Annotated in this window: 17 protein-coding genes; 12 read left to right on the top strand and 5 right to left on the bottom strand. The window is 42.2% G+C overall.

Annotation, left to right across the window (positions count from 1 at the left end; all coding sequences use genetic code 11):
* The first annotated feature begins 13 nt into the window (after positions 1-13).
* The 6 genes from A587_RS0111225 to A587_RS0111200 all read left to right on the top strand — a co-directional run bounded on the left by A587_RS0111225 (position 14) and on the right by A587_RS0111200 (position 6791).
* Positions 14-793 (top strand): Hint domain-containing protein, encoded by a 780-nt coding sequence (locus tag A587_RS0111225; RefSeq protein ID WP_017217664.1) that lies wholly within the window; start codon positions 14-16, stop codon positions 791-793.
* Positions 794-1155: 362 nt separating this feature from the next.
* Positions 1156-1938: a hypothetical protein gene (locus tag A587_RS0111220; RefSeq protein WP_017217663.1), complete on the top strand. Its 783-nt coding sequence runs from the start codon at positions 1156-1158 to the stop codon at positions 1936-1938.
* A 58-nt stretch (positions 1939-1996) separates the two neighbouring features.
* Entirely contained in the window at positions 1997-3463 is a 1467-nt protein-coding gene (locus tag A587_RS0111215; protein ID WP_017217662.1) for a hypothetical protein, read from the top strand.
* 160 nt (positions 3464-3623) lie between these two features.
* Positions 3624-5177, top strand: a complete 1554-nt coding sequence (locus tag A587_RS0111210; protein WP_017217661.1) for a hypothetical protein — start codon at positions 3624-3626, stop codon at positions 5175-5177.
* Between the two features lie 154 nt (positions 5178-5331).
* Positions 5332-6531, top strand: a complete 1200-nt coding sequence (locus tag A587_RS0111205; RefSeq protein ID WP_017217660.1) for an RsmB/NOP family class I SAM-dependent RNA methyltransferase — start codon at positions 5332-5334, stop codon at positions 6529-6531.
* 8 nt (positions 6532-6539) lie between these two features.
* Positions 6540-6791, top strand: coding sequence for a DUF2999 family protein (locus A587_RS0111200; RefSeq protein WP_010369956.1), 252 nt, complete (start codon positions 6540-6542; stop codon positions 6789-6791).
* A gap of 67 nt (positions 6792-6858) precedes the next feature.
* Here the strand turns inward: A587_RS0111200 and A587_RS0111195 are convergent, their stop codons facing one another.
* Entirely contained in the window at positions 6859-7476 is a 618-nt protein-coding gene (locus A587_RS0111195) for a DUF3667 domain-containing protein (protein ID WP_017217659.1), read from the bottom strand.
* Between the two features lie 191 nt (positions 7477-7667).
* Positions 7668-8657 (bottom strand): WD40 repeat domain-containing protein, encoded by a 990-nt coding sequence (locus tag A587_RS0111190; RefSeq protein WP_017217658.1) that lies wholly within the window; start codon positions 8655-8657, stop codon positions 7668-7670.
* A 140-nt stretch (positions 8658-8797) separates the two neighbouring features.
* On the opposite strand from A587_RS0111190, the gene A587_RS0111185 reads away from it, so the two are divergent.
* Complete coding sequence (locus tag A587_RS0111185) at positions 8798-9682, top strand: DMT family transporter (protein ID WP_017217657.1); 885 nt, start codon at positions 8798-8800, stop codon at positions 9680-9682.
* A 171-nt stretch (positions 9683-9853) separates the two neighbouring features.
* Here A587_RS0111185 and A587_RS0111180 read toward each other — a convergent pair whose 3' ends face one another.
* Entirely contained in the window at positions 9854-11077 is a 1224-nt protein-coding gene (locus A587_RS0111180) for a NupC/NupG family nucleoside CNT transporter (protein WP_010369948.1), read from the bottom strand.
* A gap of 12 nt (positions 11078-11089) precedes the next feature.
* A complete protein-coding gene (gene udk / locus A587_RS0111175; protein ID WP_010603723.1) occupies positions 11090-11719 on the bottom strand; it encodes a uridine kinase in 630 nt (209 codons plus the stop codon).
* Positions 11720-12027: 308 nt separating this feature from the next.
* Here udk and A587_RS0111170 point away from each other — a divergent pair, with 308 nt between their 5' ends.
* From A587_RS0111170 to A587_RS0111150, 5 genes are all read left to right on the top strand, one after another.
* Complete coding sequence (locus A587_RS0111170) at positions 12028-13239, top strand: phosphopentomutase (protein WP_017217656.1); 1212 nt, start codon at positions 12028-12030, stop codon at positions 13237-13239.
* Between the two features lie 14 nt (positions 13240-13253).
* On the top strand, positions 13254-13955 hold the full coding sequence (gene deoD, locus A587_RS0111165; RefSeq protein WP_010369942.1) for a purine-nucleoside phosphorylase: 702 nt from the start codon (positions 13254-13256) through the stop codon (positions 13953-13955).
* 195 nt (positions 13956-14150) lie between these two features.
* Entirely contained in the window at positions 14151-15116 is a 966-nt protein-coding gene (locus tag A587_RS0111160) for a hypothetical protein (protein ID WP_017217655.1), read from the top strand.
* Positions 15117-15185: 69 nt separating this feature from the next.
* A complete protein-coding gene (locus tag A587_RS0111155; RefSeq protein WP_017217654.1) occupies positions 15186-15926 on the top strand; it encodes a ferredoxin--NADP reductase in 741 nt (246 codons plus the stop codon).
* Positions 15871-16833 carry a hypothetical protein gene (locus A587_RS0111150; protein WP_232288052.1) on the top strand — a complete coding sequence of 321 codons (963 nt, stop codon included), beginning with the start codon at positions 15871-15873 and terminating at the stop codon, positions 16831-16833. The genes A587_RS0111155 and A587_RS0111150 overlap by 56 nt, the downstream gene beginning before the upstream one ends.
* Here the strand turns inward: A587_RS0111150 and A587_RS0111145 are convergent.
* Entirely contained in the window at positions 16811-17638 is an 828-nt protein-coding gene (locus tag A587_RS0111145; protein WP_021032582.1) for a TPR end-of-group domain-containing protein, read from the bottom strand. The genes A587_RS0111150 and A587_RS0111145 overlap by 23 nt on opposite strands.
* Positions 17639-17673: the final 35 nt, after the last annotated feature.

Genomic DNA, 17673 nt, shown 5'->3' with positions numbered 1-17673 from the left:
AGGAAATTTTTCTATGAGATCTTTGATGATTTTATTCACTACGTTGTTTGCACTTGTTGCATTCAAATCAGAAGCGGCAATGGATATTGCTGCTTATCAAAGTCAAGCGACTACCGATAATGCCGCTCATGGACGCTGTGCAAAAAAGGCTATTTCAGCGACTGAGTGTGTTAAACGTATAGATTGGGCTGTTCGTGAGGGCTATATCACTGCTAGAGCTGGTGAGTGGGGTAAAGCAAATGGTTTCTATCCTGTTGTCGACTTTTACGACAGAACGGTTGGTGCAGTATGTAAGTGTGGTTGTTTTGAAGCGAATACATTAATCCGTGTTACCAAAGGTGGTGATATTGTCGATGTAGCAGCAAAACATATAGATGATAGCTATGGTTTGGTTGGTCTGGCAAAGGATGCTTCTTTGAGCTTGCTATCGACAAACACGTTTGAAATGAGAGCGCGTACTAAAGGTGCTGAAGAATCAGATCTTTACGTGTTTACTTTAGAAGATGGCTCTGAACTTAAAGTGACTCAGCACCACGGTATGCTTTTAGGCAATGGCGCGATGGTTGCTGCTAAAGATGTTGAGTTAGGCCAAACGATGTTGCGTGCAGATGGCGTTGAGCTTTCAGTTGCTTCAATTACTCGTGAGCCTACCGAGCTGGATGTATACAACTTTGAAACCAATGGTGCAGAAGTAGTAAATCACATCATTATTGCAAACGACATTTTAGTTGGTGATTTAACTTGGCAAAATCAGCTACAAGCTGAATTAGGCCAAGTTGTAGTACGCCAGTAAATAATTCTTCAATCGGGAAGGTTATTCCTTCCCTTTTTTCTATCTGTTTGATTTAAAGTTGGGTTTTTATTTGAGACAGCAGTCTTTACTTGTGATTGTATTTAAATCAGTTTAGTTGTTCCGTCGCAAACGCTGTATATACCGCTAAAAAATAGCTGTGGTGTTTATAAGACGCTTGAAGCGGCGGGATAGCAATGAGTAAAGTTGCCATTATGAGTAGCATAGCCCTGATACTGCATAGGCTTTTGAAAAGCTATTATGGCTATTTTTTATAATAAATTTGGCAGTATTTTCCAGTTCGGACACAAGCAGGTTTTTATCTTTCAAATTATGTCTCGGTTTAATTTTTAGGTTTTATTCTTATGAAAAAAAGTATTTTGATTACAAGTTTGATCGCTGTGATAGCGCTGGCAGCTTTTAAGTTTAACTTGTTTTCTGCTGCAGAAGTTGGGGCGGAAAATGAGGTAAGAAATAATCCAATAGCAACACTCGCTAAAAGTGAGGAAGTGGAATTAAGTAAACTCGATGAGTTAGACAAAAATCTTATCAATGAAATCAATACTAAGTTACCTAAAGCCGATCCTAAACTTGCCACCCCTGAGGTTCGATTATTAACGGCTTTTGAGAGAATGCAATTGTCAGTGGGTAAGTTTAATTCTGCCTCTTTTATTAGCGAAGAGATGCAAGACTTATTGCATGACGCCAAGATGATTGAAATTGCAAAGCAAAGCCTTGTAGATTATGAGCACGCTGAAAAAACATTTGGTGAACAACAAGCGCTGGTTAGAGTATTTTCAATTCGTTTGTTAGACGAACTTGCCAAAGCGGGAGAACCGGGGCCTTTGTATGAGGCTACTGGCCAAGTTGCACACGCATTAAATGCTAAATTGGTAAACGGTGAGACGATCGAAAAGCGCAGAGACCTAGATCTTGAAGATTTGGTTTATGCTTCCATTGCTACCTATGGAGATACACAAGTGATTGATTCTCCAGAGACTGTAATGATGGAACTCGGATATTATGACGACTTTCATACTGATATCAGGAAGATTTATGCCAATCAATTTGGTGCAGTTATCAATCGTAAGAAAAGCGTAGATGAAACAATATTAATAGTACAGAAGTTATTTAAAAAGCAGTCGTAAAAATAGTGTTTTAACTTACATCATCGTAAATCAAGAGATTTAAAAGAAGGACTTTGTAATGGGTAACTCCACAAAAACTGTTTTTTTATTGAGTGCTTTATATGTAGCATCAAGTCATGCCAGTATGCACCCTGTTAAACCATTTGCTCAGCAATATATTTCAGATTCAATTAACTGGATGACGGAGCAAAATATTGCCTGTGATTTGGCCGAACAATCACACCCGATGTGTGATTCTGTCACTGTTCATTTTAATGACGGTAATTATGATCCGCAAAGGACTAAATCGCAGCAGACTGTATTGGTATTAGATTACGGTATGGATTTGCAAACGGTATTGCGTTATCGAAGCCGAGTCATCGCGACGTATAAATATGATCATCAGAGCCAGTCTTTTGTGGCTGATAATCCATCGGTGACTATCTCAAAATTAGGGAAAAAGTTGTTAACTGAGCTTGACGGATTTACTTATCTCAATGGCGAGACAGGGTATACCGAAAGTGGCTTTTTGCCTGCGGCTTGGCTTGGGGAGTTAGCGGCTAAATATGTTTCGATAGCGAAACACGATAAATACGATCATATAACTGGAAAGCCGCACTTTAGTCACGGAACTAAGGTTTTTGGTTACTTAGCACAACACAATCCTGATGCCGAGTTTGTCATTGTTGATACTGAGAGCTTTTCTCCATTTATCAATCATAAAGATGCACTTTGCAGCCGTAATATCGAAGCGTTACATAGCAAAATGCAAAGGGCTGCTAATTCCTTACGAGCCGATGTTATTGAGCAGCATGGTGTTGAGTATATAAACTATTCCGGCGGCTTTGAAAGAACCGATGTCCGTAATGCGTGGTCTTCTAGCTCATGTAATGGCCAATTGAGCAATAGTACCGCTACCGAATTTGTTAAGAGTATCAAGCCTATTTATGATGTACTGTTTAATACCCACGGAGTACTAGGCCTTCATGCCGGTGCGATTGGTGCTAGTAGTAGTGAGAATCCTTTAGATGTAACTGAATACCCTAACCGGGTACGCGTGATGTCCTATACCACCGGTCCGGTGGACACCAATATAACGGCTACAGGCGATTTAAATTGGCAACAGGTTTTTGTAGATCATACTTCTGAGTTTAATGGTGATAAGTATATCGATCTATTTGTAAACTTTGGCTATGGAAGAAGCGACTTCTGGGAACAGAATAGCACGCCGAAGATGGCCTCTGATGTTTATGGAATGCGCTACGGTGCCGATTGGGAGTTTCCATCGTCCTCTTGGGCTACGCCGATCGCCACTTCCTATGCGATTGCGACACAAACTCAACTTGAGCTTGATAGGCAAATAACTTGGTTTGATCCCGCGCTGTTAAAGCAGACTTTGTTACCAAATCAGTGTTTTGACAATGGTGGCTATTTCATCAACTTTAAGCTATCTCAATTTATTCGTGATGGTGAAGGAGTATGTAGAATTCAAGATCCATTGAAGCATCGTATTGATGAGTTGAATCGTCAACAGTATCTAAACTAGTAGCTAATTAGGACTTTGTACTAATTTGTTACTTTATGGTGCCTGTTTGACAATCCATGATATAGTCTCTAAGAAAAATTTTTGTTAATTTGTTGTGTTTGAATATTTTGCTTGGTAGGCAAAATACAATGTATCGAGCACCATTCTAAGGATAGGTTTTATGGTTAAAATAACAGGTACTTTATTTGCCGTTTCGTCTTTGTTATTTATTTCTGGTTGCGGTGGAGGAAGTGATTCAAATGAACCTGTACCGGATCCAATTAAACTGCCGCCAGATCCTGTTATAGTTGAGCCCGATCCCAGTGTGTTTATGGACGCAATTGAACAGCAGGGCAAACAGTTCGTCGCAGATGCAATTGAAGTAATAACCTCGCAAGGCATAAACTGTACAGATACGACAGCGACCCATGAAATGTGCGATATCGTTAATGTAAAGTTTAATGATGGAGTGTTTGACCAATCTCGGACAAAGTCATCGCAAACATTGCTAGTTTTAGATTATGGAATGGACTTTCATACGGCGCTTAGATACCGATCTCGAGTCAAAGCTGCGTTTAAATATGACCCTCAATCCAAAACTTTTATCGCGGATAACCCAGAGGTAAACCTTTCAAAGCTGGGAGTTAAACTTTTAACAGAGGTCAATCAGTTTACCTTTACGAATGAAAAATTTGACTCTCCGCAGCCAGCATTTCTACCCGCCGCGTGGTTATCTGATCTCGCTATTAAATATAGGGATGTAGTGCCTGCTGATAAAGCAGATAGAGTCACGAAGCGCAATTTTAATAGTCATGGCACTAAGGTATTCGGTTATCTTGCTCAGCATAACCCTGAGGCAGAGTTTGTTGCTATTGATACTGAGTCTTTCTCACCTTTTATTCAGCATAAAAACGCGCTCTGTGCGCAAGATGTCAGTGAATTTTCTCGTTTCATGACAAGTGCAGCAAGCTCGTTAACTGCTGATATTATTGAAGCGAACGAAGTTGAATTTATTAACTATTCGGGCGGCTTTACGCTACAAGATGTGTATATCGCATGGGAGCAAAATGCGTGTGCGGGAGAGCTGAATAACGCAAAAGCTACTGAATTTTTATATGCTTTGAAGCCTGTTTATGAGGCAATATTTGGCTCACCCAGAGCGCTTGCATTTCATGCTGGTAATATTGATGCTGTGACAAGCAATGATGACTTAGATCTCATGCAATTTAGCAATCGAGTTCGGGTTTATCAGTATTCGACTTCAGCAAAAAACACGACAATTCAGCCATTTGGAAAATCTGAGTGGCAACAGGTTTATGTAGAACAGCCAGACAGTTTTGTCGGCAATGAGAGCATCGATTTGTATATTAATGTCGGTTATGACCCATACGACAGCACGGCAAAAAATAGTACGCCTAAAATGGAACCTGATGTGCTTGGTATGCGCTATGGTGTAGAGCAAGCCTTGTATGGCTCCTCTTGGACAACACCAGTTGCAACATCATACGCGATAAATGAGCAGGTAAAGCTTGCTACTGAAACGGGTGTGAGCACCTTTGACCCTCAGGTGTTAAAAACAAGACTACTACCAGACTCTTGTAATGATTCTGGCGGCTATCAAGGAAATGAGATGCTCGCTAAGTTTATTGAACAAGGGCTGGGGATGTGTCGTATTCAGGACCCATTGCGTCACCGAGCTGATGAGCTCAACCGTATTGGATATTTAAGCCGATAATTGACTCGCTGTAATAATGTAAAAATGAATCGAAGTCGCATATTGTTGTGTGCTTCGATTCATTACCTTAATTTCAGCTAATATCATAAACTCCAATTGAAGCCCTTTGGTATGCGCGCTAAAATAGTGTTTTAGCAATAATCGAGACCATATCGTGTCTGTAACTCGCTCGTTAGTCCAAACTCTGTCTGAGTGCATTGAACATGTGCTAGATACTTCTCTTCATGCCGATAAAGCATTAACTCAATTACTACAGAACAACCCTCAGTGGAACCTTGATGAAAGGCAGTATGTGGTGAGCAATTATTACCATATCTTCCGCTTTAAACGGTTACTGGCTTACCTACTTGAGCATGAAGAAATGCCGCTAGATGGCTTTGGCTACTGGTTAACTTGCCAAGTCGTTACAGCGCAGCCGCTTCCAGAGTGGGTGGATACCGAGCGTTATAATCTGGAAAAGCTGCAAAGCTTAATTGAGCAGGCGCCTCAAGCCGTTCGTTTATCATTACCTGATTGGTTAAACGAGGTTGCGCATGAACAACTGGGTGAGCAGTGGCCAGCGGTTGCATCCGCGCTAAATCAAAGTGCTCAACAATATTTGCGAGTCAATAGCCTAAAAAGCGATATTGCGACAGTAACAGAGTCTTTAGCAAAAGAAGGGATCAAAGTTTCACAGATTGCGCTTGATTCTCATGTCGCGCTAAAAGTAGAGTCCAATAGCCATCTGTTTCGCTCTCAAGCGTTTCAGGCGGGTTGGTTTGAAATGCAAGATGCCGGTTCTCAGCAAATAGTGCCTTTTTTAGAAATACAGCCTGGCCATAAAGTGGTTGATGCCTGTGCAGGCGCTGGTGGCAAGAGCTTACATATAGCGGCGCTAATGGAGAATAAAGGTCGCTTGTTGTCTATGGACATCCATGAACATAAGCTTGAAACGCTGAAACAACGAGCGAAACGTGCTGGTGTGCATGTAGCTGAAACGCGTGTTATTCAAAACAATAAAACCATTAAGCGCCAAAAAGAGAAGTTTGATCGCGTGCTATTGGATGTGCCTTGCTCTGGTCTTGGTGTATTAAAGCGGAATCCAGATGCAAAGTGGCACTTGAATTCGCAAAATTTAGACACACTTATTGCTTTGCAAACCGATATTCTGGCGCGTTACAGTCAAATGTGTAAGGTGGGCGGCAAACTGGTGTATGCAACTTGCTCCATTCTTCCTTCTGAAAATGAGCAGCAGGTTGAACGCTTTTTGGCAAATAACCCCAACTGGCAGTTAGAAGACTCACTACATTTACTGCCAGGAGTAAATTCAGAATTTGACGGTTTTTACGCCGCACGATTAGTAAAAATTAGTTAGGAAACAAGATGAACCCAATCATTGCATTACTTAAAGAGCACAATATTTCGGATGAACAGATCCAAGCGGTATTTACCCAGCTGACTGAAAATCCAATGATGGCGATGGCGACTATTCAGCAACTAGGAATTCCACCCGAAAAGCTTCAACAGTTGATGGGCTTGGTAATGCAAAATCCTGCATTAATCAAAGAAGCAGTTAACGAATTAGGTCTTGATTTTGAAAAGGTTGAGGCTGCAAAAGCACAGCTAAAACAGTAGTATTAATGGCTATGCCCTAGACAAACTCAGACTTGTCTAAGGCTTAGCTAAATTATTCACATGCAGATCAAATCTTGTGAGTAAAACCACCGTACACCCCAAATAAAAATCCGAGAATACCAGAAAATAGTATCGATCCTATCGCGTAGGCAAGCATTGCTTTACCCCAATTTTTCCACTTTATTAGCTCATTTTCTGCCATTTTATAGTTCAGTATTATGCTGTACAAACCAGAAAATAAGAGCGAAAAAATTGCGTAAAGCTGCTCGCTGAAGATACCCAGCATTAGTGGAATTGAGAATATCAGTATGCTTAGGGTTAGAATGAGTAGGTGTCCTATAGCGTACTCCAGCATTGTGTAGGGCGCAGAACGATACACTAACTTAGCGGCTAATCCGAGTAAGAATGCCAGAATAAAGACGCGATAAATGTGCGTTGCTTCATATAGTGCGATTTCAGATTGCCATTTGAGCTGCTCTTTCGATTCCAAAAGTTGACTGCTGGATATGAAGCTGATTTCAAGTAGGTGCGAGGCAAGCACGATCACGGTGAGTAGAATAAAACTAAACTTGAAGGGATTACCAAAGCGACTTCTCTGTCCATTTAAGTATCCAAGAATGGTCTTAAAAGGTCGAAGTAATAATCCAAAAAGCAATTTAAAAAAGGGGGACTCGAGTTCAAGCATTGCGCTTTGAAGTAAAATGCGTAAGTGTTTAAAGGTCAATCTCGACGCTTTTTTCTGTCCGCAACCTGAGCAGTACTCGCCAACAAGTTGAGTGTGGCAATTTAAACAGTGCGATTGATTGTCAAAATTTGAGTGTTCCATAAATGTATTTATTATTTTTTCTTATCGACGAATGCTACCTTTTTTTGTCTCTAATAATCAAACAATATAGGTGTTAAGGCCCACTTTTCCAATACCCCATCTGAGCTTATCGTCGTAAGCACATTACTATCGGAGATGTGTACATCACAAACGGTGCTGCCCAGATTCAGTTGTGCTATTGGCCAACTGACAATTTCTTTTCCCGACGTTAATTCCCATAGCGAAATATATTCCTTGGAAGAGGTGGTTAGTAGAAACTTGTCGTTAGCTACGAACTGTGCACTTCGAAAAAACTTGAAGCGCTGAGGATAGGATAGAGATAACACTGCTTGACCTGTGCGCGTATCAATGAATTTTTGGTCTTGCAGGGCGTCTGATACGAACAGCCAGTTTTCATTTTGCGATAATGCCAAACTGGTAATACGATGAGGCAGCTCATAATCTACAGTGACTTCTTTACTAGTTAACTCAAGCTTTTTAGCGTGACCGTCTAAAGAGGCCGAGTAGAGCGAGGTCAAGTTACGATTAAAAATCAAATGTGTAATGCTGCTTTCATGAAGGTTTATTCTGGTGATGATTTGCTCATCTAAACTCAGAAGTAGTATGCTGCCGTCATTGTAGCCAAGGACGATAAACTGCTCGTCGCTGGACCACAGGGCTTTGGTAACGCGGATAAACGAGTCAAACTCAGGTAATGGATAACTGACAACTTCGTTTGAGTGCAATTGCCAGATGTTGAGTTGGGTGTCCGAAATACTCAGAATACTGCGCTTGCTCGGCGCTATTAAAGCGTCACGAAAAGTAAGTTGGTATTTACTTCCTTCGATTTGTCTAATCAGCTGTTGGCTTTGGTTATCCCATACTTGTAGTAAATGATCGTTAATGAGTAGTAAGGTTAGCGCAGCGTCACTAGAAAGTTGGGCGAGACTAACCGGCAACTGAGTCAATTGTATTTGCTCTGTTGGCGCTAGAGTTTGCCTTTTGCTACATCCTGTGAGGATAAGCAAAGCGACTATCATTGTGTAAAAAGCGAGTCTCATTCCATACCTTAAGTTTTAGCCTTTCCCTCTTTCTCAAAGAAAGTTAAACACTTCCTAATGACAGTACCAAAAATGGCTTGTGCTGTATTTATATATCGGCGTAAGGTAAAGCTTCATTAATATTAACCTTGGAGTATGGAGTGAAAGGGTTTCTTGGTTTAGTGTTACTTGCCGCAATTTGGGGTGGCTCATTTTTATTTATGAAGGTGGCTGCCGGTGTCCTTGGTCCTGCTGTACTCATTGAATTTAGAGTCTTATTTGGTGCGCTAACGCTCGCCGCGGTTGCTTTAGTATTAAAGCGCAATTTACATTTTTGGCAGTACAAAAAGCACTTTTTAATCCTCGGACTGTTTAACTCAGCGTTACCTTTTATGTTATTTGCTTATGCAGTGCAAACGCTTGATGCTTCTATGCTCTCAATTTTAAATTCAACCGCGCCATTTTGGGGTGTGTTAATCAGTGTGTTTTGGCTAAAAGTGCCGACTCAAAAGTCGGTGTGGCTAGGTTGTGGATTTGGGATTGCAGGTGTTATCACGCTAGTTGGGTTGGATAGCACCGTATTGAACGAAGGTGCATGGTTACCTATTATTGCAACGCTGTGTGCGACTCTGAGCTATGCAGTGGCCTCTCATTACACCAAAACGGCACCAAAAATGAGCGCATTTAATCATGCCCATGGTAACTTATGGGGCTCTGCCCTATTGGTATTGCCTTTTATTTGGTTTATGCCAATGAGAGAAACGCCTGACTCTACAGTGATAAGTGCAGTAGTTGGACTTGGCATATTATGCACGGGTTTTGCCTATATTCTCTATTTTAAATTAGTCGAGAATCTTGGCGCTGCGTCTGCTTTATCCGTTACCTTTTTAATTCCAGTGTTTGGGATTTTATGGGGGCATCTCTTTTTGCAAGAGCAAATCGGTGCTAACACAATCCTTGGCAGTATTTTAGTCTTGCTTGGAGTCAGCCTAGTAACTGGGTTACAAGAAAAGATATTTCCACCAAAAGCGATGAAGGAGCTGTAGGTGAGAGGTGCTGGTCACTTAACATGGTGCTGTCAAAAAAGCGTTTCTCAGAAACGATAAAAGGGCCTAAAAGGCCCTTTGGTGAAGTATCGTTCAAGTTAGTGTGGTCACTTTAACCCCTTAAAGCAACCAACCAATTGTTTTGCAACTGCGGCTTATCTCAATAAGTTTCTAAGCTAGCGAGAGGAAGAAACCTGCAATTGCTGCACTCATGAGGTTAGCCATAGACCCTGCTAACACTGCTCTGAGCCCTAGGCGAGCGATATCCTTTCTACGACTTGGGGCCATACCACCAAGTCCGCCTAGTAAGATGGCAATCGACGATAAGTTAGCAAATCCACATAAAGCAAATGTGACAATCGCCTGAGTGTGTGTGCTCAACGTATCGCGATAATTCATATAATCTAGGTAGGCAACAAACTCGTTAACCACCAATTTTTGGCCGATAAAACTACCTGCCGTCACGGCTTCCGACCAAGGTACCCCAAGTAGCCAAGCAACAGGGGCAAAGACGTAGCCTAAAATTTCTTGTAGCGTCAGTGTTGGGTAATCAAAAATTCCACCAATACTGCCTAGTAGACCGTTTAGTAGCGCAATAAGTGCCACAAACGCAAGTAGCATCGCACCTACGTTCAGTGCTAAGTGCATACCGCTTGATGCACCAGATGCTGCAGCATCAATTACGTTTACTGGTTTATCATCACCACTATCTACATCAGATAGATTTTCGTGTGGCTTCTCGGTTTCTGGCACAATCATTTTTGCCATTAAGAAGCCACCTGGGGCTGCCATAAAGCTCGCGGCAATGAGATATTTAAGCTCAACACCAATCGCCACATAGCCCGCCATAACGGAGCCTGCCACCGTCGCCAAACCGCCAACCATAACTGCAAACAACTCTGATTGCGTCATTTTTGGAATAAACGGTTTTACGATCAAAGGGGCTTCCGTTTGACCGACAAAAATATTTGCCGTAGCTGAAAGCGACTCTGGTCGTGACGTTTGTAGCAGCTTTTGCAAGCCACCACCTAAAATTTTAATGATCCAGTTCATGATACCAAGGTGATACAACACAGCAACGAGTGCTGAGAAGAACACGATCACTGGTAACACCTGAATCGCAAAGATAAACCCTAGCGAGTCTTGTTTGGCTAATGGCCCGAACAAGAAACCGATACCGTCATTAGCATAGCTAATCACTTTGGCAACCGCGCTAGACATTGAAGCTAATACATTTTTGCCCGCTTCAATAAAGAGTACAAAGCCACCAATAAGGACTTGCAATAAAAATGCAACGCCTACGGTACGCTTATTAATAGCACTGCGATTTGTTGAACACGCAAATGCTACGCCTAGGAGCATCATCATGCCCACTAAGCTCATAATTGTTGTCATGCCAATTTCCCGTTATTCTTGTAGCAAATATTTTATTTTACTTTTAATAATATCAATCGCAACGCGATTCATACCGCCACGGGTCACAACCAAGTCGGCATTATGCTTGGATGGCTCGATAAACTGATAAAACATCGGTCTTACCGTCGCCTGATATTGTTCTACCACAGATGACAGACTTCTTCCTCTGTGCTCTATATCTCTTTGCATGCGACGCAGCAAACAAATATCCAAAGGTGTATCAATGAACACCTTGATATCAAACTCTTCACTTAATGCAGGATCGCTCAGTAGTAATATACCCTCAACGATTAGTATCTTAGCAGGGTTTACTATTCGGGTTTTATCACTACGTGTATGCTGTCCGTAATCGTAGGTAGGAACCTCTACGGATTCACCTAGGCGAAGCTTAGTTAAATGCTCGCGTAACAACTCGTGTTCAAACGCATCAGGATGATCATAATTCGTTTGAGTACGATGCTCTATAGGTAAATGCGATTGATCTTTATAATAGGCGTCCTCTTCGATTACCGCGATAGTGCCTGAGGCAAGCTCATTCACTAATTCGTTGTAGATCGTTTGACTAAAAAGAGACTTACCAGACGCAGATGCGCCAGCTATGGCTATAATAGTTCGTGTCACTAAAGTTCACACCCAGCAGTTGTTTATGTTGGAAGATCACAATAGCAAAAAAGACACGATTAATCTCTTTTGCCTCGCTTAATGAGCAAATTTAACGGGTTTGGCGGACTCAAAACAGGACTTATGTCCGCTTAAGGGCGACAGAGCTAAATTAGCAAGATCGCAGCTTTTCGTGAATTTTGTGACTATTTTATGACAGCGGACTTATGTCCTGTACGATTTTTTTAACCAAACATAAAGTAACCAACGCTTAAGGTAACCATGTATTTAAGAATAAATAACAGCCTGAGCAGTATAGAGAGGTATCTATGGCAAGAGCAATCATTTTAATGGCGGATAGCCTAGGCATTGGCGCAGCACCGGACGCAGAAAAGTTTGGTGACGTAGGCGCTAATACTCTCGCTCATTTATTGCAGGCGTATAAAGAAGAAAAAGGACAAGCGTTAGACTTACCTAATCTTTCTAAACTAGGCCTCATTGCAGCGTGTGAAGCTGCAGGTAAAGAAACTTGCGCTGTGGCGCAAACCATAGAACCAAGTGCTGCTTGGGGATATGCAAAAGAATTATCGAGTGGTAAAGACACACCGTCTGGCCACTGGGAAATGGCAGGGGTGCCAGTATTGTTTGAGTGGGGTTACTTCCCAAATACTAACCCATGTTTCCCACAAGAATTTATAGATGAATTGTGCAAACGTGCAGACATCCCAGGCATTTTGGGTAACTGTTACGCATCGGGCACAACGATTTTAGAACAGCTGGGTGAAGAACACGTGCAAAGCGGTAAGCCGATTTGTTACACCTCAGTTGATAGCGTCTTTCAAATAGCCGCTCATGAACAATCGTTCGGACTTGACAAGCTTTATCAAGTATGTGAAATCGCACGGGCACTGCTTGATGAAATGAATATAGGACGAGTGATTGCGCGGCCATTTATAGGCACTTCAAGTGCCGACTTTATTCGTACAGGTAATCGCCGAGACTATTCGGTATTACCACCTTCGCCGACTGTGCTAGATAAGCTAGCCAATGACGGTGGCGAAGTAATTAGTATTGGTAAAATTGCAGATATTTATGCGCATCAAGGGATCACGCAAAAGCACAAAGCGCCTGGTCTTTTGAATCTGCTAGCGAAGACAAGCGAAGTGATGGAGACAGCGCCAGACCACAGCCTTATTTTCACCAACTTAGTCGACTTCGATGAAAAGTTTGGTCACCGCAGAAATGCAGTGGGATATGCAGAAGCACTTGCTGAGTTTGACGCATTTTTACCGGAAATTATTGCCAAACTAAAAGCTGATGACTTGCTTTTAGTGACTGCCGACCACGGTTGCGACCCAACTGCTGAAGGTACAGATCATACGCGAGAGTACGTGCCCGTATTGGCATATACACCAGGTATGAACAATACTCCGTTAGGAGAGAGACAAAGTTTTGCTGACATAGGTCAAACGCTTGCCCAGTGGTTTGATTTAGATGCAACGCAGTACGGTGAAGGCTTTAAGGCCGAGATAAAAGCCTAACTAAAGGAAACAATATGAGCACTCCACACATTAGCGCAAAGCCAGGTGATTTTGCAGAAACGGTATTAATGCCGGGCGATCCACTAAGAGCAAAATACATTGCTGAAAACTTTTTGGAAGATGCTCGTCAGGTAACTGACGTTCGCAACATGTTTGGTTTTACTGGTACTTACAATGGTAAGCCAGTGAGTATCATGGGTTCAGGCATGGGTATTCCATCTATGTCAATCTACGCTCGTGAGCTTATTGTTAGCTTTGGTGTTAAGAACCTGATCCGCATCGGTACATGTGGTGGTATTAGTCAAGACATCAAGATCCGCGATGTGATCTTTGCGCAAGGCGCGAGCACAGACTCAAATGTGAATCGTGCTCGTGTACGTGGCTATGACTTCGCTGCAATTGCTGATTTTGGTTTGTTAGAAAATGGCGTAAACGCTGCTCGCCGTTTAGGTATTGAAGCAAAAGTTGGTAATGTTTTCACTACAGATACTTTCTATCAAGCCGATGGTGAATTTTATAAAGAATTAGACAAGCTAGGCGTCATGGCTGTTGATATGGAAACAGCTGGTTTATATGGCGTAGCGGCTGAATATGGCGCCAAAGCGATGGCACTATTCACAGTAAGTGACCATGTTATTACTGGTGAAGCAACGCCGCCAGAAGAGCGTCAAAGCACGTTCAATGAAATGGTTAAAATAGCGCTAGAGTCAATTTAATACAATTTAAAAAAGTTCCTTGGTAACGTAATCGCAGAGTTTTGGAGACACGCCTAAAACAACGCGAATCACACCCAAAAAAGCCGCTTGAAGCGGCTTTTTTTTTGATCTGGCCCCGTCTTAAATAACCTTGACTAGTTTAAACTGCATAAAGGTGGTAGAGTTTTTCTAATAGTAAAGTGCTGGTGTTGGGTGATGACGATTCTTGTTATAGGCTTTTTAGCGTTGATGGCGAATGCTGAAGTTGACTTAGATGCGTTTGAGTCACTGGTCAAAAACGTGCCTGACGAAGCACTTAAGGTATACCAAAACGCGATTGCTCAGGAAGATCTTCCGGTTCAAGATTTATATCAACTTCATTATCAAGCAATTAGAGCAAGTGCCAGCACATTCAATAACGCCATTTTTATTAAGGCACTAGATACGCTTAAAGCACCACCCTTCAAGATTTTTGCGGACCAAGATAAGGCGAAAATTCTGACTAATATAGGTGTAGGCTATCGTCGTCGTAATCAAAATGAGCAAGCGATTTGGCATTATCGATGTGCTATGAATGCTTCAGTCAGCTCCCAGCACAAGTCTGCATTAAAAGTGAATATAGCAATTGCCTATACTCGGATTGGTCAGCCAGCTGTCGGATATAACCTTTTAAAAAGTGTGGATCAAGAACGGTTGCCAAATTTTATGCAAGCAGGGCTGTTAACTGCACTTGGTAATGCAACCTTTGCAAAAGGAGAGGTTGATGAAGCTCTTAGCTATTTTATTAACGCGGCGACCCATTACGCAAAAGATGACAACTATAGAGCCGTGAAACAAGTGTCAATCAATAGTCTTGGGATATACGTACTCAACTCTGACTTCTCCAGCTATCACAAAGCGCTTGCTAATATTGCTGCGGAACCTGCCCTAATTGAACATAATCATCACTACCTTGGTTGGTTGCGGGAGTTGGTACAACAGCTAGAGCAAAACAAACAAGCCTTAACCGTGTCGACAACAATGAAAGCCTATTCGCTTGGCGCTGCGAATGCAGGATATGCGTCCATGGTGAATGCGCATATCGACAAGTTTAATCTGCCGCTGCCGAAAGTCACTTCACAGATTATCGTCAGAGATCCGCTTCCTGTTGAATTAGGAAAAACCTGGTGCCCGAAACTTTGACAAAGCCAATTTTTTTGCCATGGTTATGTTATCGTTAAATAAATACGGCTTGTGAGTTTTGGAGAAATAATGTCGCAATGGGTAAAAGGAGAAATCGTCGAAATCACACATTGGACGCCCACATTATTCAGTATCAAATTTAAAGCGGATATCGCACCGTTTAAGGCGGGTCAATATACTAAATTGAGTTTGCAACAAGGGGATAAGCGCATTGCGCGAGCGTATTCTTTTGTAAACCCGCCGTCAGAACCAATTCATGAAGTGTTGTTAGTTGAAGTGCCCGACGGCAACCTTTCTGTACCTTTACATCAGCTACAAGTCGGTGATGAGCTCGAGGTAACTTACCAAGCAAACGGCTTTTTTATATTAGATGAACTACCACCTTGCGATACGCTTTGGATGATAAGTACAGGTACGGCGGTTGGCCCATTTTTGTCTATGCTCAGAGAAGGTGAAGTGTGGCAGAAGGTTAAACAGGTGATCCTTATTCATGGTGTGCGCCTAAATGCAGACTTGTGTTACCGTGAAGAGCTTGAGCAGTTGCAACAACAAAGAGACGGCTTTACTTATGTGCCGCTTGTTACACGGGAACAACCTGAGAGCGGTTGCCAAGGCCGAGTCACTGAACTGATAGAAAACAAGCAATTATTAACTCACCTTGGCTATAAGCAGTTTCCGAATAATAGTCATTTTATGCTCTGTGGTAACCCCGGAATGGTGAAAGAGCTAAGTGCCCAGTTGCAAAGTATGGGATATGAACGCCATAGGCGAGCCAAGCCTGGGCATATCACCGTTGAGCAATATTGGTGATCCTATGCAGGCTCCTGTTATGTATCTCTTGTGTTTATTACTGCTGGTAACTGCGAATACTGTTTCTGCAGGGCCAAAGGTTATTAGGGTCGTGGACGCAGCAGAAGAAAATGGCACACCGCAGAACCAATATTTTTTGTCAGTCTTGCGTTTAGCTTTAGATAAGTCACGAGAGCAATATGGCGAGTACTGGATAGAGCCGATTGATTTACCAATCAACCAGTCACGACAATTTAAGGAATTGCTAAAGCACAATGTAGATGTATTCTGGACGGTCTCAACAGCCGCTAGAGACACTCAGGCAAAGCCGGTGACCATTCCCATAGCATTTGGCAGCTTTGGTATAAGGGCACTGGCAATGAACGTGGCCGACAGCGGCAAGCTGAATGTGCAATTATCATTAGCTGAGCTACAAAAGTTCAACGTCGTCTTAGGGCAGGATTGGCCTGACGTTCAGATTTTTGAAAAAGCGGGTTTTACGGTAGAAAAATATGTTGATGGGTTGGCAAGTTATCGAGTGCTTGCAAATAGCGTCGGTAAAATTTTTCCACGAGGTGTCATTGAGTTAGTGCCTGAGCTTAAGGCGTTTGATAACAAGCAAGTGACTTATGGTGAGAAAAACCTGCTACTCTACCCTTCAATGGTGTACTTCTATGTCCGTAAAGACGATATTAAACTGCATAAACGTCTGGAATATGGTTTAGCGCAAGCATTTGCAGACGGCTCTTTGGCTGCACTTTTTTACGATAGTAATATGATGGTTGAGCTGAAAAAACACTTTAATTTGCAGGGGACTACAATCCATCAAATTGAAAATCCGTTGGTTATCTCTAAAAAGCAGCTCGACGTGATTACACAATTACAAATCGAGCTGCTAAAACAACTTAACTATTCACCAGCTCGTTAAAGCTCTGGTTATCTGCAAGACTTGCAAACGCTGGCTCGTGTTGTAACTCGTTCTTTAAGTTAGGCGCATATTCTAAAGCCATACGGATGTCGGCCATCGCATCTGCATGCTTATATAGCATGGAGTAAGCACACGCGCGCTGCCAATAGGCATAGCCATAGTCACTGTCAATTTCTAATGCTTGATTACACAAAGCAATTGCAGTGTTGGTTTGACCAAGCTCTAATAACGCATCGGCTTTGTAGGCAATCGCCTCAACATCTTCCGGTTTGCGATTTAGGATCTCATCGTAAATTTCAATTTTAGAATTCATGTCACTCTCAAGATTTGCCCGCATCCACAGAGAGTGTACTTCATTCGTTATAGAGATTTTCTTCTGGTTATTGAGGATTTCCTCAGAACGTTCGCGTAATTTCTCTTCAATAACCTGAAGGCGCTTTTCATATTCGTCGGTGATCGTGCCAACGCGCAGGCTAACGATATCTTCTACTTTACTCTTAATATCTCTAAAAGAAGTCCAACCAACGACAACTAAGATAGACGCAGCTGCTGTGATCAAAAAGAGCACATTATTGATGGTATCTGTGGTGTAGGTAATTGCGCGATCTGCAGTATCTAGCTGAGAGTGGCTGATTTTTTTCTCTATATCAGCTCGTAAGCGCATTTGATCTTCTCTGACTGCTCTTAATTCATCAAGAATGTAACGCTCAATTAAGGGCCTATACATGGGTTCTTGCAATTGTGATAAAGCCTGTTGTTGTTGGTTTTCTGTCGGCTTTTTTGACGTTGCTTGTTCATTCGCCATGCTAGTAAAACTACAAGCGACGAGAAGGATAAATA

This window comes from Pseudoalteromonas sp. NJ631 (assembly GCF_000276645.1).
Taxonomy (GTDB): Bacteria; Pseudomonadota; Gammaproteobacteria; order Enterobacterales; family Alteromonadaceae; genus Pseudoalteromonas; species Pseudoalteromonas piscicida.
The sequence above is the reverse complement of the archived record's forward strand: the minus strand, read 5'-3'. Positions and strand labels throughout refer to the sequence as shown.

Bases quoted from the DNA above. Each gene is read 5' to 3' on its own strand.
- A587_RS0111225 (WP_017217664.1), top strand. From the start codon at position 14: ATGAGATCTTTGATGATTTTATTCACTACGTTGTTTGCACTTGTTGCA.
- A587_RS0111220 (WP_017217663.1), top strand. From the start codon at position 1,156: ATGAAAAAAAGTATTTTGATTACAAGTTTGATCGCTGTGATAGCGCTG.
- A587_RS0111215 (WP_017217662.1), top strand. From the start codon at position 1,997: ATGGGTAACTCCACAAAAACTGTTTTTTTATTGAGTGCTTTATATGTA.
- A587_RS0111210 (WP_017217661.1), top strand. From the start codon at position 3,624: ATGGTTAAAATAACAGGTACTTTATTTGCCGTTTCGTCTTTGTTATTT.
- A587_RS0111200 (WP_010369956.1), top strand. From the start codon at position 6,540: ATGAACCCAATCATTGCATTACTTAAAGAGCACAATATTTCGGATGAA.
- A587_RS0111195 (WP_017217659.1), bottom strand. From the start codon at position 7,476: ATGCTTGAACTCGAGTCCCCCTTTTTTAAATTGCTTTTTGGATTATTA.
- A587_RS0111190 (WP_017217658.1), bottom strand. From the start codon at position 8,657: ATGAGACTCGCTTTTTACACAATGATAGTCGCTTTGCTTATCCTCACA.
- A587_RS0111180 (WP_010369948.1), bottom strand. From the start codon at position 11,077: ATGACAACAATTATGAGCTTAGTGGGCATGATGATGCTCCTAGGCGTA.
- A587_RS0111170 (WP_017217656.1), top strand. From the start codon at position 12,028: ATGGCAAGAGCAATCATTTTAATGGCGGATAGCCTAGGCATTGGCGCA.
- deoD (WP_010369942.1), top strand. From the start codon at position 13,254: ATGAGCACTCCACACATTAGCGCAAAGCCAGGTGATTTTGCAGAAACG.
- A587_RS0111160 (WP_017217655.1), top strand. From the start codon at position 14,151: ATGACGATTCTTGTTATAGGCTTTTTAGCGTTGATGGCGAATGCTGAA.
- A587_RS0111155 (WP_017217654.1), top strand. From the start codon at position 15,186: ATGTCGCAATGGGTAAAAGGAGAAATCGTCGAAATCACACATTGGACG.
- A587_RS0111150 (WP_232288052.1), top strand. From the start codon at position 15,871: ATGAACGCCATAGGCGAGCCAAGCCTGGGCATATCACCGTTGAGCAAT.
- A587_RS0111145 (WP_021032582.1), bottom strand. From the start codon at position 17,638: ATGGCGAATGAACAAGCAACGTCAAAAAAGCCGACAGAAAACCAACAA.